This is a genomic window from Dactylosporangium sp. NPDC051485 (assembly GCF_040682015.1).
Classification (GTDB): domain Bacteria; phylum Actinomycetota; class Actinomycetes; order Mycobacteriales; family Micromonosporaceae; genus Dactylosporangium.
This window is the reverse complement of sequence record NZ_JBFAZW010000070.1, coordinates 16,349-41,855: the sequence shown is the minus strand read 5'-3', so window position 1 is coordinate 41,855 and position 25,507 is coordinate 16,349. Positions and strand designations below refer to the sequence as shown.

24 protein-coding genes are annotated in these 25,507 nt (G+C 74.0%); 12 read left to right on the top strand and 12 right to left on the bottom strand.

The window, feature by feature from the left end; all coding sequences use genetic code 11:
* Positions 1 to 151: 151 nt before the first annotated feature.
* Positions 152 to 1,087: a LysR family transcriptional regulator gene (locus tag AB0M46_RS33030; protein ID WP_363342490.1), complete on the bottom strand. Its 936-nt coding sequence runs from the start codon at positions 1,085 to 1,087 to the stop codon at positions 152 to 154.
* A 128-nt stretch (positions 1,088 to 1,215) separates the two neighbouring features.
* Here AB0M46_RS33030 and AB0M46_RS33025 point away from each other — a divergent pair, with 128 nt between their 5' ends.
* Positions 1,216 to 2,466, top strand: coding sequence for an MFS transporter (locus tag AB0M46_RS33025; protein ID WP_363342488.1), 1,251 nt, complete (start codon positions 1,216 to 1,218; stop codon positions 2,464 to 2,466).
* Positions 2,467 to 2,568: 102 nt separating this feature from the next.
* On the opposite strand, the gene AB0M46_RS33020 is transcribed toward AB0M46_RS33025, so the two are convergent.
* Complete coding sequence (locus AB0M46_RS33020) at positions 2,569 to 3,933, bottom strand: MFS transporter (RefSeq protein ID WP_363342486.1); 1,365 nt, start codon at positions 3,931 to 3,933, stop codon at positions 2,569 to 2,571.
* A gap of 94 nt (positions 3,934 to 4,027) precedes the next feature.
* Here AB0M46_RS33020 and AB0M46_RS33015 point away from each other — a divergent pair, with 94 nt between their 5' ends.
* Positions 4,028 to 4,909: a LysR family transcriptional regulator gene (locus AB0M46_RS33015; RefSeq protein WP_363342484.1), complete on the top strand. Its 882-nt coding sequence runs from the start codon at positions 4,028 to 4,030 to the stop codon at positions 4,907 to 4,909.
* A gap of 12 nt (positions 4,910 to 4,921) precedes the next feature.
* Here AB0M46_RS33015 and AB0M46_RS33010 read toward each other — a convergent pair whose 3' ends face one another.
* Positions 4,922 to 6,142 (bottom strand): acyltransferase, encoded by a 1,221-nt coding sequence (locus tag AB0M46_RS33010; RefSeq protein WP_363342482.1) that lies wholly within the window; start codon positions 6,140 to 6,142, stop codon positions 4,922 to 4,924.
* 85 nt (positions 6,143 to 6,227) lie between these two features.
* Here AB0M46_RS33010 and AB0M46_RS33005 point away from each other — a divergent pair, with 85 nt between their 5' ends.
* The 6 genes from AB0M46_RS33005 (at position 6,228) to AB0M46_RS32980 (ending at position 13,416) form a co-directional block, all read left to right on the top strand.
* A complete protein-coding gene (locus AB0M46_RS33005; protein WP_363342480.1) occupies positions 6,228 to 7,076 on the top strand; it encodes a sugar nucleotide-binding protein in 849 nt (282 codons plus the stop codon).
* A gap of 192 nt (positions 7,077 to 7,268) precedes the next feature.
* Positions 7,269 to 8,021, top strand: coding sequence for a methyltransferase domain-containing protein (locus tag AB0M46_RS33000; RefSeq protein ID WP_363342478.1), 753 nt, complete (start codon positions 7,269 to 7,271; stop codon positions 8,019 to 8,021).
* A 9-nt stretch (positions 8,022 to 8,030) separates the two neighbouring features.
* Entirely contained in the window at positions 8,031 to 9,152 is a 1,122-nt protein-coding gene (locus tag AB0M46_RS32995; protein WP_363342476.1) for a CaiB/BaiF CoA-transferase family protein, read from the top strand.
* A 96-nt stretch (positions 9,153 to 9,248) separates the two neighbouring features.
* Positions 9,249 to 10,070 carry a class I SAM-dependent methyltransferase gene (locus AB0M46_RS32990; protein ID WP_363342474.1) on the top strand — a complete coding sequence of 274 codons (822 nt, stop codon included), beginning with the start codon at positions 9,249 to 9,251 and terminating at the stop codon, positions 10,068 to 10,070.
* A 14-nt stretch (positions 10,071 to 10,084) separates the two neighbouring features.
* The gene (locus AB0M46_RS32985; RefSeq protein WP_363342472.1) at positions 10,085 to 11,296 is read left to right on the top strand and encodes an acetyl-CoA C-acetyltransferase; all 1,212 of its coding nucleotides are present in this window, start codon (positions 10,085 to 10,087) and stop codon (positions 11,294 to 11,296) included.
* Positions 11,293 to 13,416 carry a 3-hydroxyacyl-CoA dehydrogenase NAD-binding domain-containing protein gene (locus AB0M46_RS32980; RefSeq protein WP_363342470.1) on the top strand — a complete coding sequence of 708 codons (2,124 nt, stop codon included), beginning with the start codon at positions 11,293 to 11,295 and terminating at the stop codon, positions 13,414 to 13,416. Before AB0M46_RS32985 ends, AB0M46_RS32980 begins: the two co-directional genes overlap by 4 nt.
* A gap of 54 nt (positions 13,417 to 13,470) precedes the next feature.
* Here the strand turns inward: AB0M46_RS32980 and AB0M46_RS32975 are convergent, their stop codons facing one another.
* Entirely contained in the window at positions 13,471 to 14,211 is a 741-nt protein-coding gene (locus AB0M46_RS32975; RefSeq protein WP_363342468.1) for an ABC transporter permease, read from the bottom strand.
* Positions 14,208 to 15,038, bottom strand: a complete 831-nt coding sequence (locus AB0M46_RS32970; protein WP_363342466.1) for an ABC transporter ATP-binding protein — start codon at positions 15,036 to 15,038, stop codon at positions 14,208 to 14,210. The genes AB0M46_RS32975 and AB0M46_RS32970 overlap by 4 nt, the downstream gene beginning before the upstream one ends.
* 49 nt (positions 15,039 to 15,087) lie before the next feature.
* On the opposite strand from AB0M46_RS32970, the gene AB0M46_RS32965 reads away from it, so the two are divergent.
* The gene (locus AB0M46_RS32965) at positions 15,088 to 15,741 is read left to right on the top strand and encodes a TetR family transcriptional regulator (protein ID WP_363342464.1); all 654 of its coding nucleotides are present in this window, start codon (positions 15,088 to 15,090) and stop codon (positions 15,739 to 15,741) included.
* 274 nt (positions 15,742 to 16,015) lie between these two features.
* Positions 16,016 to 16,858, top strand: a complete 843-nt coding sequence (locus tag AB0M46_RS32960; protein WP_363342462.1) for an alpha/beta hydrolase — start codon at positions 16,016 to 16,018, stop codon at positions 16,856 to 16,858.
* 178 nt (positions 16,859 to 17,036) lie between these two features.
* Here the strand turns inward: AB0M46_RS32960 and AB0M46_RS32955 are convergent, their stop codons facing one another.
* From AB0M46_RS32955 to AB0M46_RS32930, 6 genes are all read right to left on the bottom strand, one after another.
* Positions 17,037 to 17,276 (bottom strand): TrfB-related DNA-binding protein, encoded by a 240-nt coding sequence (locus tag AB0M46_RS32955; protein ID WP_363342460.1) that lies wholly within the window; start codon positions 17,274 to 17,276, stop codon positions 17,037 to 17,039.
* Positions 17,277 to 17,350: 74 nt separating this feature from the next.
* Positions 17,351 to 17,914, bottom strand: coding sequence for a TetR family transcriptional regulator (locus AB0M46_RS32950; RefSeq protein WP_363342458.1), 564 nt, complete (start codon positions 17,912 to 17,914; stop codon positions 17,351 to 17,353).
* Complete coding sequence (locus AB0M46_RS32945) at positions 17,914 to 18,237, bottom strand: multidrug efflux SMR transporter (RefSeq protein WP_363342456.1); 324 nt, start codon at positions 18,235 to 18,237, stop codon at positions 17,914 to 17,916. Before AB0M46_RS32945 ends, AB0M46_RS32950 begins: the two co-directional genes overlap by 1 nt.
* 71 nt (positions 18,238 to 18,308) lie before the next feature.
* A complete protein-coding gene (locus tag AB0M46_RS32940; protein ID WP_363342454.1) occupies positions 18,309 to 19,913 on the bottom strand; it encodes a hypothetical protein in 1,605 nt (534 codons plus the stop codon).
* Between the two features lie 54 nt (positions 19,914 to 19,967).
* Positions 19,968 to 21,410, bottom strand: coding sequence for an MFS transporter (locus AB0M46_RS32935; RefSeq protein ID WP_363342452.1), 1,443 nt, complete (start codon positions 21,408 to 21,410; stop codon positions 19,968 to 19,970).
* Between the two features lie 78 nt (positions 21,411 to 21,488).
* A complete protein-coding gene (locus AB0M46_RS32930) occupies positions 21,489 to 21,953 on the bottom strand; it encodes a MarR family winged helix-turn-helix transcriptional regulator (RefSeq protein ID WP_363342450.1) in 465 nt (154 codons plus the stop codon).
* A gap of 143 nt (positions 21,954 to 22,096) precedes the next feature.
* Between AB0M46_RS32930 and AB0M46_RS32925 the strand changes: the two genes are divergently transcribed.
* Together AB0M46_RS32925 and AB0M46_RS32920 are read left to right on the top strand one after the other, a co-directional pair.
* Complete coding sequence (locus AB0M46_RS32925; RefSeq protein ID WP_363342448.1) at positions 22,097 to 22,732, top strand: 50S ribosomal protein L11 methyltransferase; 636 nt, start codon at positions 22,097 to 22,099, stop codon at positions 22,730 to 22,732.
* Positions 22,733 to 23,701, top strand: coding sequence for a tyrosine-type recombinase/integrase (locus AB0M46_RS32920; protein WP_363342446.1), 969 nt, complete (start codon positions 22,733 to 22,735; stop codon positions 23,699 to 23,701).
* 105 nt (positions 23,702 to 23,806) lie between these two features.
* Here the strand turns inward: AB0M46_RS32920 and AB0M46_RS32915 are convergent, their stop codons facing one another.
* Entirely contained in the window at positions 23,807 to 25,489 is a 1,683-nt protein-coding gene (locus tag AB0M46_RS32915; RefSeq protein ID WP_363342444.1) for an acyl-CoA dehydrogenase family protein, read from the bottom strand.
* Between the last annotated feature and the right edge of the window lie 18 nt (positions 25,490 to 25,507).

Sequence of the window (25,507 nt, the reverse complement as noted above, 5' to 3'; positions counted from 1 at the left end):
CGGTTGGGCGTAGAGCGACCCGGGTGCCAGGTAGACCGACGCGGCCCGTTCGAAGTGGGCATACCGACCGGCCCCGGGCGCGACGGTCACGAACGTGTCGCTCAGTGACACGCGGGTCTTCGGCCGCGTCCATCCCGGAGAGCTCTGCCGGCTACGCCCGTGTCACCCAGTTCGGGATCCAGGTCCCGGGGCTGTCGTGGCCGGCCGTCGTGGCGGCGATGTGGTTGCGGAGGGTGGTCAGCACCGGGTGGAGATTGTCGCGGTGCCACAGGAGCGAGTGCGGGTAGACGGGCGTCGGGTTGGTCACCGCAATGCGGCGCAGTCCGTGGCCGGCGGGCCAGACGAGGCGTGTCTGCTCGCCGATGAAGGTGGCCAGGGCCGGGGTGTCGGCGATGGTGTCCAGGAGGGCGTCAACGCCGAGGTTGGGGCCGGTCGCCTCGATGGTGAGGCCGAACTCGGCGACGAGGTCGTCGTAGTAGGCCGTCCATTCGGTGCCGGGGGCGAGGCCGGGCATCCAGATCCGGTGCCCGGCGAGCTGGGCGACGGTGACCGAACGGTGCGACGCCAGGGCGTGGGCGGGGCCGGTGAGCAGCTGCAGTGGCTCGTCGAGCACCCGGACGGCCTCGATGTCCTCGGGAAGGGGCCGGCCAGGCATGGCGACCGCGCGGAACGACGCGTCGATCGCTGCGGACCGGATGGCCGCGACGGCCGACTCGACGTCGAAGAGTTTCATCACGTCGAGCTCGATCTGCGGGTGTGCCCGGTGGAAGTCGCGGATCAGGCCGGACGTGGCGAGGCGGGAGGCGATCACGTCGACGCGCAGCGGACGACTACCGGGGCGCACGGACGCCGCCGCGCGTTCGGCGACGCGCAGCAGCTCGCGGGCGTGGGGCAGGAACGCGTGCCCGTCGACGGTGAGCTCGGCGCCGCGCGGTGTGCGGGTGAACAGCCGTACGCCGAGGTTGCGCTCCAGTGTGGCGATGCGCTTGGAGACGGCCTGCTGGGTGATCGACAGCTCGGCGGCGGTCTCCTGGAACTGGCCCGCCTCGGCGACGGCGACGAAGGTGCGTACGGCGTCGAAGTCCATGCCGGCGAACCTTACCCGCACAACTTGAGGTTGTGCCGCTTCGGCGTGTCGGTTGTTTGATACGCCGGTGTACTGCCTGCTTGGATCTCAACGGTCAACTACAGGTTGTCGCGTTGAGATTCGGGGGCATGGTGACTGGAAGATCGCTGGGGCGGCAGTTCAGGTGGCTCTGGACGGCATACACGGTCAGCACCTTCGGCACGTGGCTCGGATTCGGCGCGTTTCCCTTGATCGCGATTCTGGTGCTGCGCGCCAGCCCGATCGAGGTGTCGCTGCTGTCAGCGGCGGGACTGGCAGTCGGTGCGGCAGTCGCGGTGCCACTCGGCCCGTGGGTGGAGTTTCGCCGGAAACGGCCGGTGATGGTGGCGACGGACCTGATCCGGTTCGCCGCGCTGATGAGCGTCCCCGCCGCGTTCGCGCTCGGCTGGCTGACGTTCACCCAGCTCGTGGTCGTATCGACCGTCACCGCCGCGGCCGACATCACCTTCACAGCGGCCAGCGGCGCGTACCTGAAGACCCTCGTCCCGCGTGCGGACCTGCTTGTCGCGAACGGCCGGTTCGAGGCCACCACCTGGACCGCCACCGTGGTGGGGCCGCCGCTCGGCAATGCCGCGATCGGGCTGTTCGGGCCGGTGGCAACCGTGGCGGCCGACGCGATCAGCTACCTGCTCTCGGCCCTGGGTATCCGCGCGATCGGCGGAACGGAGCCGCGCCCCGACCGAACCGGCGGCCCACGGCTGCGAGCCGGCGACCTGCTCGACGGATGGCGCTGCATCCTGACCCACCCGGCGCTGCGCCCGCTGTTCTGCAACACGGTCCTCGTCAACGGCCTGATCATGGCGACCTCGCCGCTGCTCGCCGTTCTCATGCTCGACCGGCTCGCGTTCGCGCCCTGGCAGTACGGCCTCGCCTTCGGCGCACCGTGCATCGGCGGGCTGATCGGCGCACGCCTGGCCCAGCCGCTCGTCACCCGGTTCGGGCAACACAAGGTCCTGCTCACCGCCGGTGCGTTACGCGCCTGCTGGCCGCTCGGCCTTACCTTCGTCGGGCCCGGCACCGGCGGTCTCGTGCTCGTCATCGCCGTCCAGTTCGGCCTGGTCGCCTGCATGGGCGTGTTCAACCCGGTGTTCGCCACCTACCGGCTCGACCAGACCCCGGCGGACCGGGTCGCGCGCACGCTGTCCGCGTGGTCGGTCACCAGCAACGCCACGATCGCCGGCCTGACCGCGCTGTGGGGCCTGCTGGCCACCGTCACCAGCCCGCGCACCGCGATCGCGATCGCCGGTCTGCTGATCCTGGCCACCCCGCTCCTGCTGCCCCGACGCGACCGCGCCACACAGCACGAGCACGAGCACGAACCGGTATCGAGCCGCACGTGATCCCGTACGCCGCCGCGGGTGAAACCGGTGCTGGTCGGGACTGCGGACGGGACGCTCAACCGGTTTCAGCCCGGGGCGAGGACGCAGACCGGGGCGTCGGCCCTACGCGACGGACCCGGCCGGCACGGCCGCGCGGCGGGGGGCCCGGCCGGTCAGGGCGAACACGACCGTCGCCAGGGCACACACGGCGGCGGAGAGCAGCAGGGCGGCGCCGGTGCCGGCGGCAACCGCCGCGCCCATCACGGCCACCCCGATCGTGGCGCCGGTCTGGCGTACCGCGTTGAGCACACCTCCCGCCGCGCCGGTCGCCCCGGCGGGGGCCGCGCTCACCATCGCCGCCGTCAGCACCGGCAGTGCGAACGACACGCCGAACCCGGTCAGCAGCAGGCCGATCGCCAGCCACGGATAGGCGGCGCCCACGTGCAGTACCACCGCCAGCACCAGCCCGCCGGCGGCCATCAGCGCAAGGCCGGCCACGATCGGCCGGAACGGGCCGACCCGCGCCACGATCCTGCCCGTCACCGGCGGGTTGACGGCGAACGGCACCGTCAACGGCAGAAACGCCAGGCCCGTGTGCAGCGCGTCCAGGTGCCGCTGGAGCAGCAGCGGCAGCACGAACAGGGCCCCCGACAGCGCGAAGTTCACCGCCGCGCCGGCCAGCAGGGCGGCCCGCACCCGGCCGACCCGGATCAGCTCGCGGTGCAGGACCGGAGCGTGACTGCGCCGCTCCAACCGGACGAACGCGAACAGCGACACGGCGGTGACCGTCGCGGCCGTCATCGCGTGCGGCCAGTGGCCGGCCCCGGCGGCGATGAGCGTGTCGGTCGCCAGGGCCAGCAGCGCGGCGGCCGCGCACTGGGCCGGCCAGTCGATCCGCCGCGGCGGCCCGGCGCGTTGCGGCCCCGGGCCGGTGCGGGCCGCGGTCAGGGCCAGGACGAGCAGGCCGATCGGGACGTTGATCAGGAACACCGCGCGCCAGCCGGCCACACCGACGAGGGCGCCGCCGGCGATCGGGCCGGCGGCGACGGCCGCGCCGCTCGTCGCCGCCCAGGCCGCGATGGCTCGGGCGCGGGCCGCCGGCTGCGGGTACAGGCGGGCGATCATCGCCATCGACGCGGGCACGCACGCCGCGGCCGCCACGCCCATCACCGCCCGCAAGGCGACGAGCACCCACAGGTGCGGGGCGAGCGCGGTCAGCAGCGAGGCGGCCGCGAACACGGCAATGCCGCCACGGAACAGGCGGGCCGCGCCGTAACGGTCCGTCGCGGCGCCCGCGGACAGCAGCAGGGCGGCGAACGTGACCGTGTACCCCGTCGTCGCCCACTGCAGGCCCGCCACCGACGTGGCCAGCGACGCCGCCAGGTCCGGCTCGGCCACCGAAAGCACGGTCATGTCGAGCAGCACCATGAAATACCCGAGCGCGATGCCGAACAGCATCCGGCGTGCGGACGGTCGCAGAACGTTCATGGGATCACCGTGCGACGGACGGCGTCGAGGCTCCACCGGCGGTACCGCATGCAGCATTCGGAATTTCCGAACGCCCGGCAGGCTTGATGCCGGCGTGGAACTGCGCCAGCTGCGGACCTTCGAAGCGGTGATCCGGCACCGGACCGTGACCGACGCCGCGATCGCCCTCGACCTCGCGCCCTCGTCCGTCTCCCAGCAGATCAGGACCCTCGAGGACACGCTCGGTGTCGCCCTGTTCACGCGCGGCCCGCGCGGCATGGAGCTCACCGCCGCCGGGAAACGCCTGCACGGCTGGGCCAGGGCGCTGCTGCAGCAGGCCGAGCAGGCCGTCCGCGACGTCCGCGACGAGCGCCGGCCGCTGCGGCTCGGCGCGCTGGAGACCCTCGCCGGCGTGTACGTGCCGCAGGTCCTGGCCCGCTTCGCGCAGCGCCGGCCCGACATCGACGTCGAGGTGCACGCCGACCGCGCCCGCGACGGGCTGCTCAACGGGGTCCTCGACGGTCAGCTCGACGCCGCGCTGCTGCTCGACTCCGGCGACGCGATCGGCGGCCTCGGGTTCGCCGCGCCGGCCGGGCCGCTCACGTACGTCGACCTGGAACCCGTCCCGCTCGCCCTCGTCGCCGCGCCGACCCATCCGCTTGCGGAGCGTGACCGCCTCGGCGCCGCCGACCTCGCCGGCGAGCGACTGCTCGTCAACGTGCCCGAATGCTCGTTCTGGCTCGCGGGCGACCGGATCTTCGGCGCCGGCCCGCGGCGGGTCCCGGCCGGCGGGGTCTCCGTCATGGTGGCCTGGGCCGAGCACGGCCTCGGCATCTCGCTGCTGCCGGACTTCGCGGTCACCGACCGCATCCGCTCCGGGACGCTGGTCCGGCTCGGCCTGCCCGTCCCCGACCTGAGCCTGCGCCTGGTGTGGCGCGAGGACCACGAGCAGGTCCCGGGCATGCGCGAGATCCTGTACGCCGCCGCGCGCCCCTGAACACTCGAGGCGTCACGCCGGCCGGACGGGCTCCTGGGCATCGCCGGCGCTCGGGTGGGCCGTCCGCGTTGACGCGCGGGCGCCGCCGACGAGCGCCGCCGGGGGAAGGCCGCGGGTGGCGGCGACGGCGACGAGAGCGGCCGGGGAAGGGCCGGGGGCGTCGGCGGCGAGGACGGCCGCCGGGGAGAGGCCGCGGTGCTCGAAGCGGTGGAACAGCAGCCAGGCCACGGCCAGTACCGTCGCGAACACCGGCAGCCACAGCAGCCTCGCGAACAGCCACGACACGCCCGCCGGGGCCGTGTGCAGGCCGTCGAGCGGGCCGGGGGCCAGCAGCGTCACGGCGAGCAGGGACGTCTGGTGCCACAGGAAGATCGTCATGGCGCTGAGGTTGACGAGGGCCACGGCCAGCCAGCGGCGGCGGTGGCGCATGGCGCGGCGCAGGGCCGGCATCAGCAGCAGGGCGGCGCCGCACTGGGCGATGCCGAACGCGACCGCGGCGAGGCTGGGCGGGTTGAGGTTCGACATGCCCTCGCCGGGGACGCCGACCATCGACACCGGGTAGCCGGACCAGCCGGTCAGCGTGACCGCGGCCGCGGCGCCGACGACGAGCAGCAGCCAGCCGGCCCGCCGGGAACGCAACCGGCCGCGGGTCCAGGCGGCGCCCAGGCAGAATGGCACCAGCCAGCCCGCCGCCAGGTTGAGCCAGCCCAGCCACGCCGGGGCGCCCAGGCCGAGGCGGGCCACGTCGACGGTGGCCACCACGGCGAACGGCCACGCCGGGTGCAGCCGCCGCACGAGCGGGGTCGCGGCGGTGAGCGCGGCGAAGACGAGCAGGAACCACAGCGGGGAGGCCACCAGCTTCAGCACGGTGTGCGAGCCGACGACCGGCAGCAGGCCCGGGGCGCACACCGTGGCCACGATCAGCACGCCGCTCCAGGCCGCGACGAGGATCAGCACCGGGCGGAAGAGGCGGTCCAGGCGGGCCCGCAGCCACGGGCCGTACCGGCCGATCGTGGAACGGGCGGCGAGCATGCCGCCGACGAAGAAGAACAACGCCAGGGTCTGGAACAGCCAGGAGGCCGGGGCCAGCCAGGCAAGCGCCCGCAGCGGGCTGGCCACCCGCACCGTGTCGCCGTCCAGGACGACGGCGGTGACCAGCCAGTGGCCGAGCACCACGCCGAGGATCGCGACGGCGCGCAGGGCGTCGATGGCACGGTCACGTTCGGTTGTCATGGGGCGGACCGTACGAGGACGGCGCGCGCGGGCACGTCACGCCACGGAGCGATCCGCGGGTAGCTCTGCGGTATGACTGACGTCCATGACGCGCATTCTCATCACCGGGGCGACCGGGTCGCTGGGCCGGCGGGTCGCCCACCGGGCGGTCGAGGCCGGGCACACCGTCGTCGGCACGCACGTCCGCGAACTCGGCACGGCGGCACCCCCGGCGGGCGTGGAATGGGTGCGGCTCGACATCCGCCACCGCCGGGCCGTGCGGGACGTGATCGACGCGGTCGCGCCCGACCTCGTGGTGCACGCCGCCGCCGGCCGGGACCGCAACGACTGGGCGGCGACCGCCGACGGCGCCGCCCACGTGGCCGTCGCGTGCGCACAGGCCGCCGCCGGGCCGGTGCGGCTCGTGCACGTCTCCAGCGACGCGATCTTCTCCGGGCGGGCGGGCCGCGAGTACACCGAGCGCGACGAGCCGGACCCGATCTACCCGTACGGGGCGGCGAAGGCGGCGGCCGAGACCGCGGTACTCGCGATCATGCCCTCGGCGGCGGTGGTGCGGACCTCGCTCATCCTCGGCGACGGCAACGGGGCGCACGAGCTACTCACCCACGACCTCGTGGCCGGGCGGGCCGGCGGGGCGCTGTTCACCGACGAGGTCCGCAAGCCGGTCCACGTTGACGACCTCGCCGACGCGCTGCTGGAACTCGGCGCGGGGGAGCACGCCGGGGTGCTCAACGTCGCCGGGCCCGACGCGATCAGCCGATACGACCTCGGGCTGCTCGTCGCGCGCCGCGACGGGCTCGACGCCGGGCGGCTGCGGGCCGCCACCTCGTCCGGGCGGCCGGGCGACCTGCGGCTCGACATCGGCCTGGCCACCGCCACGCTGCGCACCCGGTTGCGGGGCGCCCACGAGTTCATGGCGACCGGTGCTCAGTGAGCAGGCTCACCGCGGCGTGATCGAGCCGCAGCGCTCCGGGTGACCACAAACGCCGAGGCGCGGGACACCGGGCACCCGGAGGAGAAAGCGCTCCGGGTGACCACACACGCGGAGGTGCGGGGCGCCGGGCACCCGGAGGAGAATCCGCAAATCCGTGGACAGCGGCGCCCCGGCGCTGCAACGGTCGCGGGCATGGATGTGCTGAGCATGCACGAGATCGCCGAGGCCGGGCACCGGATCCTCAACCCCTTCACCGACGACAAGCTCATGCTGCTCGGCGAGATCTGCCGCCTGCGCCCCGGCCAGCGCCAGCTCGACGTCGCCTGCGGCAAGGGCGAGATGCTCTGCCGCTGGGCGGACGCGTTCGGCATCGAAGGCCACGGCGTCGACCTCAGCGAGGTGTTCGTCCCGCTCGCCGTCGCGCGGGCCGCGGAGCTCGGCGTCGCCGACCGCGTCGCCTTCCGCCGCGCCGAGGGCAAGGCCGCGCTGGCCGAGCTGACCGAGACCTTCGACGTCGTCAGCTGCATCGGCGCCACCTGGATCGGCGGAGGGCTCGCCGGGACCGTCGAGCTGCTCAAAGGGGCCGTGCGGCCCGGCGGGCTGATCCTGGTGGGGGAGCCCTTCTGGGCCGAGGACACCCCCGAGGAGGCCTACGCCGGGCTCGGCCTCCCCCGCGACGAGTTCACCACCCTCGACGGCACCCGGGAGCGGCTGGAAGGCGCCGGGCTCGAACTGCTGGAGATGGTCCTCGCCGACGGCGACAGCTGGGACCGGTACGTCGCCGCCCAGTGGTGGACCGTCTCCGACTGGCTGCGCGAGCACCCCGCCTCGCCCGACGCGCCGGCGATGCGCGAATACCTGCGGACCGCGAAGCGGACACACCTGCGGTACCAACGCAGGTACCTCGGCTGGGGAGTGTTCGCCTGCCGCGTGACCGAGCGGTAACTTACGGGCATGGGCGAAGGACCGCTGCGGGATCTGCGCGTGCTCGAGCTGGCCGGCATCGGGCCCGGGCCCTTCGCCGCCATGGTGCTGGCCGACCTCGGCGCCGACGTCGTGCGCGTCGACCGGCCCGGCGGCGGGGCCCCGCTCGGGCCCCCACCGGGCAGCGACCTGGTCAACCGGGGCAAGCGCTCGGTCGCCGCCGACCTGAAGACCCCCGAGGGCGTGGCGACCGTGCTGGCCCTGGCGGCGAAGGCGCACGTGCTCATCGAGGGCTTCCGGCCCGGCGTGGCCGAGCGGCTCGGCGTCGGCCCCGAGCAGGTCCACGCCCGCAACCCCGCCCTCGTCTACGGCCGGATGACCGGCTGGGGCCAGCACGGACCCCTTGCGAGCACCGCCGGCCACGACATCACCTACCTCGCCCGCACCGGCGCCCTGCACGCCATCGGCCGGGCCGGCGGGCCGCCGCAGGTGCCGGTCAACCTGCTCGGCGACTACGGCGGCGGCGCGCTGTACCTGGTCGTCGGCGTCCTCGCCGCGCTGCGCTCCGCGCAGGTCACCGGCCGCGGCGACGTCGTCGACGCGGCCATCGTCGACGGCTCCGCGCACCTCGCGATGATCCTGCACAGCCTGCTCGGCGCGGGCCTGTGGCGCGACCGGCGCGGCGTCAACCTGCTCGACACCGGCGCCCCGTTCTACGACGTGTACGAGACCGCCGACGCCCGGCACGTCGCCGTCGGCGCCCTGGAGCCGCGGTTCTACGCCGAGCTCGTCGCGCGGCTCGGCCTGCGGGACCTGCCCGAGCAGTTCGACGTCTCCGGCTGGCCCACGCTGCGCGAGCGGTTCGCCGCGACGTTCCGGACGAAAACCCGCGACGAGTGGGCCGCGCTCTTCGACGGCACGGACGCCTGCGTCGCCCCGGTCCTCTCCCTGACCGAGGCGAGCTCCGACCACCATCTCGCGGCCCGCGGCACGTTCCAGACCCACGCATCGGTACCGCAGCCAGCCCCCGCCCCCCGCTTCGCGCACTCCACGCCGGGGCCCGCCACCCCGCCCCCGCTGCCCGGCCAGCACACCGAGGAGGTGCTCGAGTCCTGGGGCATCGCCTCGGCGACGGGGCAGAACTGGGAGTAGGCGCCCATGCGACGCAGCGTAGGTCTCCCGCGATGTCCCGCCCCGGTACAGATCGTGTGCTGGATCGCGGCGTCGCGCCGAACCTAGCGTCGCGGTATGACCACACCGTGGCAAGACAGGTACCGCGCCATCTGGGCGTCGGGTGACTATGCCGCCGTCGCCACCGACATCATCCCCGGCCTGGGGCCGTTGCTCGTGCGGGCCGCCGGCGTCGGGCCGGGGCAACGGGTGCTCGACGTCGCCGCCGGCACCGGCAACGCGGCGATCCCGGCCGCGCTCGCCGGGGCCAACGTCACGGCGAGCGACCTCACGCCGCAGCTGCTGGCCGTCGGGCAGCGGCTCGCCGAGGCCCGCGGCGCGGTCCTCGACTGGGTGGAGGCCGACGCCGAGGACCTGCCCTTCGGCGCGGGGGAGTTCGACGTCGTGCTGTCGTGCGTCGGCGTCATGTTCGCCCCGTTCCACCGGGCCGCGGCCGGCGAGCTGGTCCGGGTGTGCCGGCCGGGCGGGACGATCGCGATGCTGAACTGGACGCCGGCCGGCTTCATCGGGCAGTTGTTCGCGGCGATGAAGCCCTTCGCCGCGCCGCCGCCGGCCGGGGCGCAGCCGCCGCCGCTGTGGGGCGACGAGAAGCACGTGCGGGAGCTGCTCGGCGACCGGGTCACCGGCGTCGCGGCCCGGACCGGGGCGGTCCGGGTGGAGCGGTTCGCCGAGCCGGGTGATTTCCGGGAGTACTTCCGCGACAACTACGGCCCGACGCTGACCGTCTACCGCGCCCTGGCCGGCGACCCGGACCGCACGGCGGCGCTCGACGCGGCCCTCGACGGGCTCGCCGCCCGCTTCCGGGCCGCCGACGGTTCCATGCGGTGGGAGTATCTGCTGCTGACCGCGACGCGGTCTGGTGGACCGGCCACACCGTAGTTACTCTTCAGTAGGTGAGCACTGAGGCTTTCGTTTTCGACGCCATCCGCACACCGCGCGGCCGGGGCAAGCAGAACGGTTCGCTGCACGGCGTCAAACCCATCTCGCTGGTCGTCGGACTGATCGACGAGTTGCGCCGCCGCAACCCGGGGCTCGATCCGGCCAGGATCGACGACGTCGTGCTCGGCGTCGTCTCGCCGATCGGCGACCAGGGGTCCGACATCGCCCGCATCGCCGCCATCGCGGCCGGGCTGGGCGAGACCGCCGCCGGGGTACAGCTGAACCGGTTCTGCGCCTCCGGACTGGAGGCGGTGAACATCGCCGCGCAGAAGGTCCGGGCCGGCTGGGAGGACGTCGTGCTCGCCGGCGGCGTCGAGTCCATGTCCCGGGTCGCGATGGGCTCCGACGGCGGCGCCTGGGCGATGGACCCCGAGACGAACCTGGCCACGAGCTTCGTGCCGCAGGGCATCGGCGCCGACCTCATCGCCACCATGGACGGCTACACCCGCGAGGACGTCGACGCCTACGCCCTGCAGTCGCAGACCCGGGCGGCGAAGGCGTGGGCCGGCGGGCACTTCACGCGCTCCGTCGTGCCCGTGCGGGACCGCAACGGCCTCGTGGTGCTGGAGCGCGACGAGCACCTCCGCGCCTCGACGATGGAGGGCCTCGGCGCGCTGCCGGCGTCGTTCGCCACCATCGGCGAGCTGGGCGGCTTCGACGCGGTGGCGCTGCAGCGGTACCACTGGGTCGAACGCATCGACCACGTGCACACGGCCGGCAACTCCTCCGGCATCGTCGACGGCGCGTCGCTGGTGCTCGTCGGCAGCGAGGCCGCCGGGCGCGAGTTCGGGCTCACCCCGCGGGCCCGGATCGTCTCGGCCGCCGTGAGCGGCGCCGACCCGCTCATCATGCTCACCGGGCCGGCCCCGGCCAGCCGCAAGGCGCTGGCCAAGGCGGGCCTCACCGTCGAGGACATCGCGCTGGTCGAGATGAACGAGGCCTTCGCCGCGGTCGTGCTGCACTTCGCCAAGGACATGGGCTTCGACCTGGACCAGGTCAACGTCAACGGCGGCGCGATCGCCATGGGCCATCCGCTCGGCGCGACCGGCGGCATGCTGCTCGGCACGCTCGTCGACGAACTGGAGCGCCGCGGCGAGCGGTACGGGCTGGCCACCATGTGCGTGGGCGGCGGCATGGGCATCGCGACGATCGTCGAGCGACTGTGAACCGGGGGAGCGACGTGGACATCATCCGCTACGAGCGCGGCGCGGACGGCGTCGTCCTGCTCACCATCGACGACCCGGCCCGCTCGGCCAACACCATGAACGCCGCGTTCACCGAGGCGCTCGGGGCCACGATCGCGCGGCTGGAGGCGGAGCGGGACGACATCACCGGCGTCGTGCTCACCTCGGCCAAGAAGACGTTCTTCGCCGGCGGCGACCTCGACCTGCTCGGCCGCATCGGCCCCGACCAGGCCGCCGACGTCATGGCCTCGACCACGCACCTCAAGGACCTGCTGCGCCGCCTGGAGACCCTCGGCCGGCCGGTCGCCGCCGCGCTCAACGGCTCCGCGCTCGGCGGCGGCCTCGAGCTCGCGCTCGCCTGCCACCACCGGGTCGTGGCCGACGACGCCCGGATCGAGATCGGCTTCCCGGAGGTCACGCTCGGCCTGCTGCCGGGCGCCGGAGGTGTCGTGCGCACGGTCCGGATGCTCGGCATCGCCGAGGCGCTCATGGAGGTACTGCTGCAAGGCCAGCGGCACCGTCCCGCCAAGGCGCTGCAGATCGGGCTCGTCCACGCGGTCGTGCCGGCCGGGGAGCTCATCGACCGGGCCCGGGAGTGGGTGCTGGCCAACCCGCGCGCCGTGCAGCCGTGGGACGTCACCGGGTACAAGATCCCCGGTGGCACGCCGGCCAACCCGTCGTTCGCGGCGAACCTGCCCGCGTTCCCGGCGACGCTGCGCAAGGAGCTCAAGGGCGCGCCCTACCCGGCCCCCCGCAGCATCCTCTGCGCCGCCGTCGAGGGCGCCCAGGTCGACCTCGCCACCGCGTTCCTCATCGAGGGCCGATACTTCGTCGAGCTCGCCACCGGCCGGATCGCCAAGAACATGATCAAGGCGTTCTTCTTCGACCTGCAGGCGGCCAACGCCCGCGGCGCCGCCGGCGTCACCTTCGGCAAGGTCGCCGTCCTCGGCGCCGGGATGATGGGCGCCGCGATCGCGTACGTCTGCGCCAAGGCCGGGCTGGACGTGGTGCTCAAGGACGTCACGCTCGAGGCGGCGCAGCGCGGCAAGCAGTACGCGGCCACGCGCAAGCGGGTCGACCAGGCCCTGCTCGACCGGATCACGCCGACCGCCGAGGTCGCCGACCTGGCCGGCGCCGACCTGGTCATCGAGGCCGTCTTCGAGGACCCCGGGCTCAAGCACAAGGTGTTCGCCGAGATCGAGGGCGTCGTGGCCCCCGGCGCGCTGCTGTGCTCCAACACCTCCACGCTGCCGATCTCGCTGCTCGCCGAGGGCGTCCAGCGCCGAGCCGACTTCATCGGCCTGCACTTCTTCTCGCCCGTGGACAAGATGCCCCTGGTCGAGGTGATCCGCGGCGCCGAGACCTCGCCCGGCGCGCTGGACCGGGCCCTGGCGGTGGTACGGCTGCTGCGCAAGACCCCGATCGTGGTCAACGACAGCCGGGGTTTCTTCACCAGCCGCGTCATCGGCACGTTCACCATGGAGGGCCTGCGCATGCTCGCCGAGGGCGTGCCGGCCCCGTCGATCGAGCAGGCGAGCCTGCAGGCCGGCTATCCCGCGCCGGTACTGCAGCTCATGGACGAACTGACCCTCACCCTGCCGCAGAAGATCCGCAACGCCACGGCCGCCGCGGTCGTCGCCGCCGGCGGCACCTGGACCCCGTCGCCGGCCGACGCGCTCCTCGACCGCATGGTGGACGAGTTCGGCCGCCCGGGCCGCTCCGGCGGGGCGGGCTTCTACGAGTACGCCGACGGCAAGCGCGCTGGCCTGTGGCCCGGCCTGCGCGAGCACTTCGCGGGCGCCGGCGGGTCCGTGCCGTTCGCCGACATGCAGGAGCGGATGCTCTTCGCCGAGGCCCTGGAGTCGGTGCGGTGCCTCGACGAGGGCGTGCTGACCTCGGTCGCGGACGCGAACGTGGGCTCGATCCTCGGCATCGGGTTCCCGGGCTGGACCGGTGGGGTGCTGCAGTACATCAACCAGTACGACGGCGGCCTGGACGGCTTCATCGCCCGGGCGCGGGAGCTGGCCGGGCGGTACGGGGAGCGCTTCACCCCGCCGCAGCGCCTGCTCGACATGGCCGCGGCCGGCGAGACCTTCGGCTGATCGCGCAAAGCGACGGGTCGCCGCCCCGGCAGCGACCCGTCGTGGGGTGCGCGATTAGAGGAGCCGGTTGCGGCCCCACCCGCGGGCGATCCGCCACGCCGCGAACACGCCGAGCGCCGCGGCCACCGCGAGCAGGACGGCGGCGTCGCGGAAGGTGCCCGCCGGGTCGCCGGCCAGCGCCGAGCCCAGGCCGTGCAGGGCCCAGTAGCCGGGTGACGCGGGCGCGGCGGCGCGCAGCCAGCCGGGCAGCAGCGCCAGGGGCACCATCGCGCCACCGAGCACGGTGAAGAACATGCCGCCGAGGTCGTTGACGGCGCTCAGCTCGCCGTGACTGCGGACCACGGTGGCCAGCGCGGCGCCCGCGCAGAGCAAGGTCAGCGCCCAGCTCACGCCCGCAACGAGCAACAGGTCCGGCCGCGGCGCGCGCAGCCCGAAGGCGATCATGGCGTACGCGACGATGGCGGCCTGCTGGGCGAGCAGCACGGCGCCGAAGGGCACCGCCTTGCCCACGAGGATGTGCACGGGCCGGGCCGGGGTGGCGCGCAGCCGGTCGAGCGTGTGCCAGGAGCGCTCGGTGAGGATGCCGCCGGCGATGATGGACAGCCCGAGCATGGAGAACAGCACGAGCATGCCGGTGACGGCCTGGATGAGACCGGCCGAGCCGAGCGCGGCCGAGTAGAGCGGGCGCAGGGCGGTGATCAGTACCAGGGGCATGCCGATGCGGCTGAGCACCGGGCCGGGTTCGCCGAGCAGCAGGGCGAAGTTGTGTCTGATGAGGACGATCGAGGCGTTCATCGGGTGGTCGCCGCCAGACTGCGGTAGAGGTCGTCGAGGGTGGCCGGGCGGATGTCGACGGCCGAGGGGCGCACGCCGTCGGCGAGGAGCCGGGCGAGCGCGGCGGTCGGGTCGGGCGTGGTGATCTGCTCGACGCGGCCGTCGGCATGGGTGACGTCGAGATGGCCCGGAAGGCCGGCGAGCAGCCGCTCCTGGTCGCCCCGGGCGATGACCCGGCCCGCCGCGCACAGCGCGAGGCTCGCCCCGAGCTCGACGAGCTCGGGCAGGTAGTGGGTGGTGTAGAGGACGGCGGTCCCGTCCGCGGCGGTCCGCTTGATCAGATCGAGCAGTGCGGCCCGGGTTTCCGGGTCGGCCCCGACGGTGGGTTCGTCGAGCAGGAGCAGCCGCGGCCGGTGCAGGAGCGCGGTCGCGGCCTGGGCCCGGCGGCGCTGGCCGCCGGACAGCAGCCCCACCGGCCGGTCCAGGCAGTCGGTGAGCAGCAGGTGCGTGGCGGTGTCATCGATCGCGGTACGCAGGGCGCGCCCCCGCAGCCCGGCAAGCCCGCCGAAGAGCCGCAGGTTCTGCCGGAGGCTGGCCGACAGGTACAGCGACAGCTCCTGCGGGGCCAGGCCGATCCGGTCCCGCGCCTGCCGGGGCGGCACACCGTCGACCGTGACGGCGCCCGCATCGGCCCGGACGAGCCCGGTCACCACCTCGACGAAGGTGGTCTTGCCGGCCCCGTTGTGGCCGATCAGCCCGCAGATCTCGCCTTCGGCGACGGACAGGGAGAAACCGTCCAGCGCGCGGCGGTCGCCGTAGCGCTTGACCAGGCCTTCGGCGGCCAGCATGTAGACCATCTCCTTTGTGATCTACGTTGTAGAGATCTACAATGTATAGGTGCCCGACGATGATCGCAAGCGGCAGATTCTCGACGCCGCGCTGGAACTCGCCGACGAGCGTGGCCTCGCCGCGGTGACGATGCGGGCGCTGGCCCAGAAGCTGGGCGTCACCGCGATGGCGCTCTATCCGCACATCGGGGACAAGGACGGGCTGCTTGACGGCCTCGTCGACCGCATGCTCGCCGAACTCCTGCCGGCTGTGGCGACCCACGGCACGCCGGAGCAGCGCCTGCTCGCGATCGGCCGCGCCGCCCGCGCCCTGGCCCGCCGGCACCCATCGGCCTACCCGCTGCTGCTGTCCCGGCCCGCGGTCACCCCCGACGCGGTCCGGCTGGTCGACGCGCTCTATGCCGCACTGCTCGACCTCGGCGTCCCCGCCGGCGAGGTCCCCCGGGTCGAGCGCCTGCTCTCCACCTTCACACTCGGGTACGCCACCAGCGAGGCCAACGGCCGCTTCTCGGCCGGCGCGATCAACCGGGCGCAGTTCCCGGAGGACCAGGTCCCCGCGCATCGGGAGCTGAGCGAGGTACTCGAGCGCGCACCCGACTGGGACGCCGAGTACGAGGCGGATCTCGCCGACCTCATGCTGATGGTGCGCACCCGCTGGTCAGAAAACGATGGTTGGTTGAAGCTACAGGCCTTGCCGGAATGACTTGAACCATGCCGGCATTGGTCGCTAGGGTTTTGTCGTGCCCCGGATGGGCCGACACGATGGAGGCAGCAACTTCAGCCACCGCTGAGCCATGGCGCGTTATCTGCGTCGCTCGCCGGTCGAGCCTATCCGGAATCTCATTGCGCTTCGCCCGCCGCAGGTGAACCTTGCGGTGTGCCGGTGAGGCGTGCGCTACGCCGGCTCATAGCTCGAACGGGCTTCTCGGCTGTCTGTTGCTGCTTCCGTCGTCATCACCAACGACGCGAAGGACCACATGACCACCGACCCGACCAGTACCACCACTGCGCGCCAGGACGCGGTGGTGGCCAACACCGCAGGCGTACGGCGCGACCACGCCGCTGGCGAACCCGATATCACCTCCTACCCGGCTGATGAGCGTTTTCCCGGCCGGCGACCGGCAGTACTCGTGCTACCAGGCGGCGGATACCGATTCCACACTGAGCACGAGGGCGAAGGCTATGCCCGCTGGTTGAGCGGCATCGGGCTCCACGCGTTCGTCCTGCGGTACCCGCTGATGACCGACCACCGCTTCCCTGCACCGCTGGAGTCCGGCCGTGCCGCCCTGGAGTGGATCCGTAGCGGCGAGCACGGATTAGACATTGGTGAGCGCGTCGGCGTTATCGGCTCGAGCGCCGGCGGGCATCTCGCCGGCCTGCTGGCGACTGGCACGGTGCTTTCGACGGAACGGCTGGCCGCGCCGCCGCCGCGGCCGGATTTCGCGATCCTCGCCTACTCGCCAGCAGACCTGCACCTACTGCCGGATGAACCGGTGCAGTGGATCCTCGACGGGCGGATGGAACTGCGCGAGGAGCTGTCACCGGCTCGCAACATCGACGCTGACACCTGTCCGACCTTCCTGTGGGCTACCGCCGAGGACCCGCCGGGGTTCCCGAACGCCCTCGCGTACGCGAGGGCGTTGTTCGACGCCGGCATTCCCGTGGAGCTGCACATCTATCCGCGGGGATGGCACGGCCTCGGCTTGGCGAACGGAGTCGCCTACGGCGCGCATGGTGCCATCCACATTCCGCACACGGCCCGCTGGGCCCAGGCATGCGAGGCGTGGCTCGGCGCGGAAGGGTTCCTGCCGGCCGGCTGACCGCAAGCTTCGAGGGCCATGTTCTGGATCCGCCTCGGGGGTGTCGCGTTCCGCTTCCGCATGACCACCACGGGGGTCATGCGGAAGCGGGTGGCACACGGCAAGTTCGCGGGGTCGAAGACAGGACGCCAATTGACCCAGAGCACCCGGCCTGCGTCGTAGAGAACGCCCCGGCGTCTCATCGCCGTGGCCGCTCCGCGCCGGCCTCGACCATCTTCTGGATCGCCTGCCGGGTTACCCCGAGCTCCCGCGCGATGTCGGACTGGGACAGGCCGCTGGCCAGTAGCGCCTCGATCAGCCGCCGTCGTTCCCGAGCCAGCTCACGCGCGATGCGGGCATGCTCAACGGCCGCGGCCCGCACCTCCTTCAGCCGGTCGATGAGGTCCGCTCGAGTCTGAGGCTCGTTGTGCTGGTCCACTGCCACATGTTGACAACCCCCAGTTGTCATTGTCAACCAGGGGTTGTCGCGACGCCCGGGGGCCTACCGGCCAACTACGGGCGGGGCGAGGCGGACAGGGCCTCGATCGCCTCGGCCAGGGCGGCCTGGTCGATCGGGTCGCCAGTGACGGCCGCCTGGAGCATGGCCCCATCGACGAGGGCGGTGATCGCGCGGGCGGCCCGCGCCCCCACCCGCGGCGCGAGGATCTCGTGCATGCCGTCGAGCCAGGCCCTCGCCAGCGGCCGCAGCTGGGGGCCGCGCGCGGCGGCCAGATACAGCTCGTACTCCAGCAGCGCCCTGCGCTGGTCCCGCGCGTACTCGGCGGCCCGCCGGCTCAGCCCCTGCGCGACGCCGCCCGCCTCGCCGATCGCCGCCTCCCAGGACGCCAGGTCGTCCGCGATCGAGTCGCTGACCAGGGCGAGACCGGCCGCGATCAGGTCGGCGAGGGTCGGGAAGTAGTACGTCGTGGCCCCGAGCGGCACCCCGGCCCGGGCCGCCACCATCCGGTGCGTGGCCCGTCCGACCCCCACCTCGGCCACGACCGCGACGACCGCCGCCGCGAGCGCCCGCCGCCGGCCTTCGGGATCGCGCCGCCCGCCACCGGCCGCGCTCGCCATCAATGGGATGCGCCCCCGACGTTCAGCACGACGACACCGGCGATCACCAGACTGACGCCGATGACCTTGGGGGCGCTGAGCGGCTCGCCGAGGAACATGGCCCCGATCGCCACGATGGCCGCGGTCCCGAGTCCCGACCACATCGCGTACGCGACCCCGACCGGCACCACCTTCACCGACTGCGCCATGAAAACGAACGCCAGCGCGTAGGCGACGAGCACCCCGGCCGTCGGCCAGAACCGCGTGAAGCCTTCGGTCGCCTTCAACAGGCTGGTCCCGGCCACCTCGACCGCGATCGCCAGCACCAGAAACAGATACGCCACGGATCCTCCCCAGAACCCCACGTGCCCCGAACTTGTACGATCGTACAAGTTCGGGGCACGTGGGAGGATGATCAGCCGTTGCCGCCCTTGCGGGGCGGCCGCTTGCGGGGCGTGCCGGTCTTCTTGGCCGCCCCCGTTGTCCGCTTGCGGGGCGTGGCGGCGGAGGTCGCCGCCACCGTCTCCGGCTCGTCGGCGGCGGTGGCCTGCGTGGGCGGGACCGCCAGCTTCGGCGCGTCCTGGTCGCCCCGCGCCGCCGCGGGGATCTCCACGCTGTCCGCGGACGTGTCGGCCACCGGAGTGGCCGCCGCCGGGTCTGCCTCGTCCTGGCCGGTCGCCTCCGGTTCGGTGGGTCCGGCGTCCGCCGCGCCGGCCTCCGGTTCGGTGGAAGCCGCGCCGGCCGGCGGTTCGGTGAGAGCCGCGCGGGCCGCCGGAGCGGTGGAAGCGGTGGCCGCAGCCGGTTGGGCGTCCGCCGGGGCCGGCGCGGTGCCGGTCTCCGCCGGGTCGGCGGGAGCCGCGGCGAGCTCGGCCGCGAGCTGGGCGCGGCGCCGGCGGCGGGACAGGACGACCGCGGCCACCCCGATCACGACGAGCAGCACCCCGAACAGGCCGATGCCGATGACGATCCGCGTGATGTCGCGCAGCGACAGGGAGTCCATGAACGAGCGGTCCTCCGCCTTCGGCGCCGGGGGCTGGACCACCGGGGCCGCGGACGGGGGCGCCGGGGGCTGATACGGGGAGTACCGCAGGATCGGCGTCGCCTTCGGCTGGTCCGACACCGTCACGTAATACCGGCCGTCGAGCGTGAACGCGATCGCCTCGCCCTGCGGCTCGCTCGGCAGCGGGGTGATCCTCGGCGTGCCGGTGGTGATCGCGGCGACGACGTCACCGTCCACGACCGTGAACTCGTAGGCGTCCGACATGGTGCGGACCACCGCGCGCTTGCCGTCCGGGCTCAGTGCCGCGCCGGTCACCACGGCGGTGCCGACGATGCCGTACGGGTTGGTGGTGCCGGTCGTCTGCGGCCGGAAGGTGCCGACCCGGGTCAGCGGCTCCGGATTGGCGTTGTTGGCCGGCAGCGGCCCGGTCAGCGCGTAGATCTCGCCGACCGGGTCCTTGGTGATGATGATCGGCCGGCCGTCCTCGTCCATGATGAGCGCCTCGGCGTCGCGGGCGCGGCCGTCCGGGTACGCCAGCCGGTGGATCACCGGGCTGTTCCCGCCCGGCGCCAGGCTCCACAGCGCGATCGAGGAGCGGCGGTTGGCGGAGCTGCCGGTCAGGGTGGTGTTGTCCCCGACGTCGGCGACCCACAGCGTCCCGTCCTTCGCCACCGCGAGGTCCTCCGGGTCGAAGGCGTTGCTCGGGTACGACACACTGCGCGTCGGCCGGCACTGCTCGTCCAGGAAGAAGATCTTCGCGCGGGCGCGCTCGGCCTTGCTGTCGTTGATGACCGCGTACCCGTCGGCCGTGACGACCAGCCCCGACACGTCGGTGATCTGCGGGTCGCTGATCGTGCACATCGCGGTGCCGGCGATTGCGGGACCGAGGTTCGGGTTCGCCGACGCCGATGTGCTCGGCCCGGGGCTGGGCGCCTTCGCCACCGCGGGCGCCCCGAACGCCAATACCGCCGATACCAACACCCCGGACGCCCCGAACGCGCCCCCGACCCGCTGCAGCATGCGCGACAGTGTTGCAGACGTCGTTGAGTATGCGGGGGCAGGCCGCCCCCGCGCTCATCGACGCCCCCGGGCCGCCGCCGCGGCGCCCGTCGCCGGGGTGGCGGTGGCCGGCTCGTCCGGTGCCCCGGCGGCGGCCGGACGCAGGACGAACGCGGCGCCGGCGATGGAGAGGGCCAGCAGGACGGCGCCGATGGTGAACGCCAGGCGGTAGCCGTCGGTGAGCGCGACGGCCTCGGCGGCGCCCGCGCGCAGGTGGCCGGCGGTGCGGGCGGCGGCCACCGTGGACAGCGCGGCGACGCCGATCGCCATGCCGAGCTGCTGGGCGGTGTTGAACAGACCCGACGCCAGGCCGGCGTCCTCGGGCCGGGCGCCGGACATGCCCAGCCCCGTGATGGCGGGCAGGACCAGGCCGCCGCCGGCGACGAGCAGCATGACCGGGAGCAGGTCCGTGGTGTACCGCGCGTCCGCCGGCAGCCGGGTGAGCCAGCCCAGCCCGCCGGTCAGCAGGACCAGGCCGGCGATGAGGACCGTGCGCTCGCCGAAGCGGTGGATCAGCCGGGCGGACGCGCCGAGCGACACCGCGGCGATCGCCAGGGCGGCCGGGAGCATGGCCAGGCCGGTGCGCAGCGCGGAGTAGTGCAGGACCCGCTGCATGTACAGGGCGATCAGGATCTGGAACGAGAACATCGCGCCGATCATGAGGATCTGCAGGGCGTTGGCGCCAGCGACCTGCCGCGAGCGCAGCATCCGCAGCGGCATGAGCGGCGTGCGGGCGGTGGCCTGGCGCAGCACGAACCCGGCGAGCAGCAGCACGGCCAGGCTCGCGGTGAGGAGGCGGTTGCCGCTCGTCTGCACCACGGCGTAGATCCCGGCCATCAGGCCGCCGGTCACCAGCAGCGCACCGAGCGCGTCGGCGCCGGCGCGCAGGCCGAGGCCGCGGTCGGCCGGCAGGTACGGCACGGCCAGGGCCAGCGTGGCCAGGCCGATCGGCACGTTGATGAGGAAGATCCAGTGCCAGCTCAGGGCGTCGGTGAGCACGCCGCCGAGGACCTGGCCGAGGGAGGCGCCGGCCGCGCCGGTGAACGAGAAGACGCCGATCGCGCGGGCCCGCTCGCGCTGGTCCGGAAACAGCGTGACGAGGATGCCCAGGCTCACGGCGCTGGCCATCGCGCTGCCGGCGCCCTGCAGGAACCGGGCCGCGATGAGCATCGCCGGCCCGTTCGACAGGCCGGCGAGCACGGACGCGGCCACGAACACCGCGGTCCCGGCCAGCAGGGTGCGCTTGCGGCCGAGGAGGTCGCCGAGCCGCCCGGCGAGCAGCAGGAGGCTGCCGAACGCGATCAGGTAGGCGTTGATGACCCAGGTGAGGCCCTCGGGGGTGAACCCGAGGTCGCGCTGCATGACGGGCATGGCGACGGTGACGATGCTGCCGTCGAGAACGACCATGAGCATGCCGGTTGCGAGCACGGCAAGCGCGAGCCAGCGGTTCTGTTTCATGAGTAGGACCGTAGCGGAACGTCTGCTATGGAACTATCTCTTATGGGAGGGTGTGATATTCCTCAAACCGGCGCGGCGCTACTGGCGGGCGCGGCGGACGCCGTGCGCCTCGGCCGGGGTGGCCAGGTGCCCCTGGGTGAGCCTGGTCAGGGCCCGCACGAACACCGCGCGCTCGTCCTCCGGCAGCGCGTCGAGCACCGCGGCATGGACCGAGTCGGCGATCTGCTGGCTGCGGGCGGCCAGCTCCGCGCCCTCGGGGGTGACGGCGATGATCCGGGCCCGGCGGTCGGTGCTCGACGGGCGGCGCAGCGCGTAGCCGGCCTTCTCCAGGGCGTCGACCGTGACCACCATCGTGGTCTTGTCCATGCCGCCGATCTCGGCCAGCTGGATCTGGGTGCGCTCCTCGCCCAGTGCGTGCGTGAGCACGCAGTGCATCCGCGGGGTGAGGCCGATCTCGGCCATCGCCGCCGTCATCCGGGTGCGCAGCACGTGACTGGTGTGGTCGAGCAGGTACGACACGTCCGGCGTGGGTGTTTCGGCCATGGCATCCAGCATAGAGAGCCGCCGCCGGTACCTCGCGCGGTCGATGCCCTCAGGGCCCGCCATGGGGCCCGGCGGTACCGAAGGGACACCGCCCGGGGCGTCGCACGCAGGAGTGACAAGCGGGCTTGATACCGTCCGCAGCGATGACCGCGCAATTCGTCCTGGCCAACACGCGCCTCGCACCGGTGCCGCTGACCCCCGAGGTGCGCCTGCACCTGGCCGACGAGGCCATTGAGCTGTGGGAGCGGACCGAGTCCGAGCAGGGCGAGCAGATGCCGCCGCCGTTCTGGGCGTTCGCCTGGGCGGGCGGGCAGGCCCTCGCGCGGTACGTGCTGGACCACCCCGCGCTCGTCCACGGGTCCGACGTGCTCGACCTGGCGGCCGGGTCGGGCCTGGTGGCGATCGCGGCGATGCACGCCGGGGCCGCCCGGGTCACGGCGGTGGAGATCGACGCGCTGGCGGTGACCGCGATCGGGATCAACGCCGACGCGAACGCGGTCGCGGTGACGCCGCTGCTCGGCGACGTGCTCGAGCAGGAGCCCGACGCCGACGTGGTGCTGGCCGGGGACGTCTTCTACAGCCGGGAGATGACCCGGCGGATGCTCGCCTACCTGCGCCGGGCCGCCGGGCGGGGCGCGCGGGTGCTGGTCGGCGACCCGGGGCGGGCGTACCTGCCGAAGGACCATCTGACGCTGCTGGCCGAGTACGACGTGCCGGTGCCGCAGACGCTCGAGGACGCCCCGATCAAGCGCACCACCGTGTGGGCGGTCAACCCGTAGATGACGACGCCGGCGCAGATCCCGCCGCCGCGGCTGCCCGTGAGTGGCGAGCCGCTGGGCGACTTCACCGACGGGTGGCTGGCCAACCGCCGGCTCTCGGCGCACACCCGGGCCGCGTACCGGCGGGACGTGCAGCAGTACCTGCGCTGGTGCGCCGGCCGCGAGGTCGACCCGCTGCGGGCCTCGTTCCTGCACGTCAACGCGTACGCGCGGGACCTCGAGGCGACCGTCGACGCACGGACCGGGCGGGTGCTCGCGCCGGCCAGCGTGGCGCGGAAGCTCTCGGCGCTGTCGAGCTGGTACCAGTTCCTGGTGCGGCTGGACGCGGTGCCGGCCAACCCGGTCGGGGGCGCGGACCGGCCGCGGGTGGCCCGGGACGTGTCGGCCACCGTCGGGCTGGCCGCGGCCGAGGTCGACGCGATGCTGGCCGCCGCCGCGCGGCTGGAGGGCCCGACCGCGGCCCGCGACCGGGCCGTGCTGGTGCTGCTGGCCGACCTGGGCCTGCGGGTCGGCGAGGTCGTGGCCCTCGACGTCGAGGACCTCGGGGCGGAGCGCGGGCACCGCACGGTGCGCTTCGTCGGCAAGGGCGGCAAGGCGCGGCGGCGGGCGCTGACCCCGGCCGTGGTGCGGGCCATCGACGAGTACCTCCCGGTGCGCGGCGACACGCCCGGGCCGCTGTTCGCCACCGCCACCGGCGGGCGGGTCGACCGGCACGCCGTGTTCCGGCTCGTGCGGCGGCTGGCCCGCGACGCCGGGGTGCCGGCCTGGGAACGGCTCTCGCCGCACTCGCTGCGGCACGCGTTCGCGACCGCGGCCCGGGACGAGGGCGTGTCGCTGGAGGACGTGCAGGACGCCATGGGCCACGCCGACCCGCGCACCACGCGCCGCTACGACCGGGACCGGTACAACCTCGATCGGGACCCCGCCTACGCCCTGGCGGCGGCGCGCTCCCGCCGCAAGCCCGGCTGACCTGTGGTCTTGGCACGACGGCGCTGGCAGGGAGGCCCCCAGGGCCGACCGGTGTCTGACGGGAGCAACGGAGCCCTGGTTGGGCGGACCTGAGCCATCCGGCTTTTAGATCAGGGCGGCGAAGTGCTCGTGCAGGTCGGCGGAGATGTCGGCCTGGCCGAGGCGGCGCAGGGTCCACAGCGACGCCAGTAGCGCCGGCCGCTCGTCGCCGCGGCCGGCCGCCCACGCCGCGTGTTCGATGAGCAGGGCCGCGGTGAAGGCGTGGCCCAGGCGCAGCGCCAGCTCCCGCGCCCCGGCCACGACCCGCGGGTTGCGGGGGTCGGCGGCCGCGGTGGCCACGTCGGCGGCCAGGCGCGCGGTCGCGGCGGCGAGGGCCTCGGCGACCCCGGGCAGGCGGTGGGCGCCGGCGCCGGCGTCGGCGGCCGCGGTGAGCCGGTGCAGCAGCGGCGCCGCCCCGTCCGCGGCGGACAAGGCCCGCAGCACGTCGACGGAGAGCACGTTCGTGGTGCCCTCCCAGATCGGCAGGACCTGGGCGTCGCGCAGCAGCCGGGGGATGCCGGTGTCCTCGACGTAGCCGGCGCCGCCGAACGCCTCCAGGTACTCGCTGGCCGAGGCGACCGCGAGCCGGCCGGTGGTGAGCTTGGCCAGGGGCGCGGCGAGGCGCAACTCGGCGGCCGCGGCGGCGTCGCCGTGCTCGGCCCGGCCCAGCAGCGCGAACGAGTGCGCGGCGAGCGCGAACGCGCCGGCGGCGTCGACGGCGAGGCCGCCGAGGGTGGCGCGGTGCAGCGGGTGGTCGGCGAGGACCCCGCCGGCGATGGTGCGCTCGGCGGCGTAGCTCAGCGCGTACTCGAGGCCGCGGCGCATCCCGCCGGCCGCCGCGGCCGCGTTGTGCAGCCGGGTGACGACGACGAGGGTCATCATGGCGGCCAGGCCGGGCCGGGCCGGGTCGGCGAGCGGGAACGCCTCGACGCCGTCGAGACGAACCTCCCCCGTCGGTACCGCGCGGGTGCCCAGCTTGTCCTTGAGGCGCAGCACCTGCAGGCCCTCGGCGGGGCGCACGCCGTCGGCGGCGTAGCGGGGCACGAGGAACGGCACCAGGGTGCGGGACCCGGGGCCGGCGCCCTCGGGGCGGGCCAGGGCGACCGCCATCGCGGAGTCGATCGCCGAGCAGAACCACTTGTCGCCGGTGAGGCGCCATCCGCCGCTGCCGTCGGGGTGCGCGGTGGTGGTGGAGCGGGCGATGTCGGAGCCGCCCTGCGACTCGGTCATCCACTGCCCGGAGGTGACGGCGACGTCCGGGTCGGTCGAGGTGAGGCGGGCCAGCCACCCGCCCTGGGCGCCGGACTGGGCGAGCAGGGCGGCGGCGCCGTCGGCCATCGCGACCGGGCAGGAGAACGTCGCCGACTCGGGGCCCCACAGGTGCAGCAGGGCGTGCTGGACGACGCGCGCGCCCGGGCCCCACGCGGCGCGGGCGTCCGGCAGGTACGGCAGCGCGACGACGCCGTGCCGGGCGGCCGCGGCCCGTTGCGCCTGCCAGCCGGCGCTCGTGTCGACGCGCTCGACGCGCCGGCCCCAGGCGTCGAACCGCGTCAGCGCCGGCGGGTGCGTCTCGGCGTCGTGGTGCGCCTCCCGCAGCGGCCCGAGCACCTCGGCGGACAGGCCGGCCAGGCGCTGCCCGGCGGCGGCGTGGCCGTCCTCGCCGAGCAGCCGGTCCAGCCAGCCGCGCAGCTGGGGGTCGGCGGTGTACGGGTCACGCAGCGACGGGCCGCCCTGCACGAATCGCGTCATGGCACACAGGTTACCGTC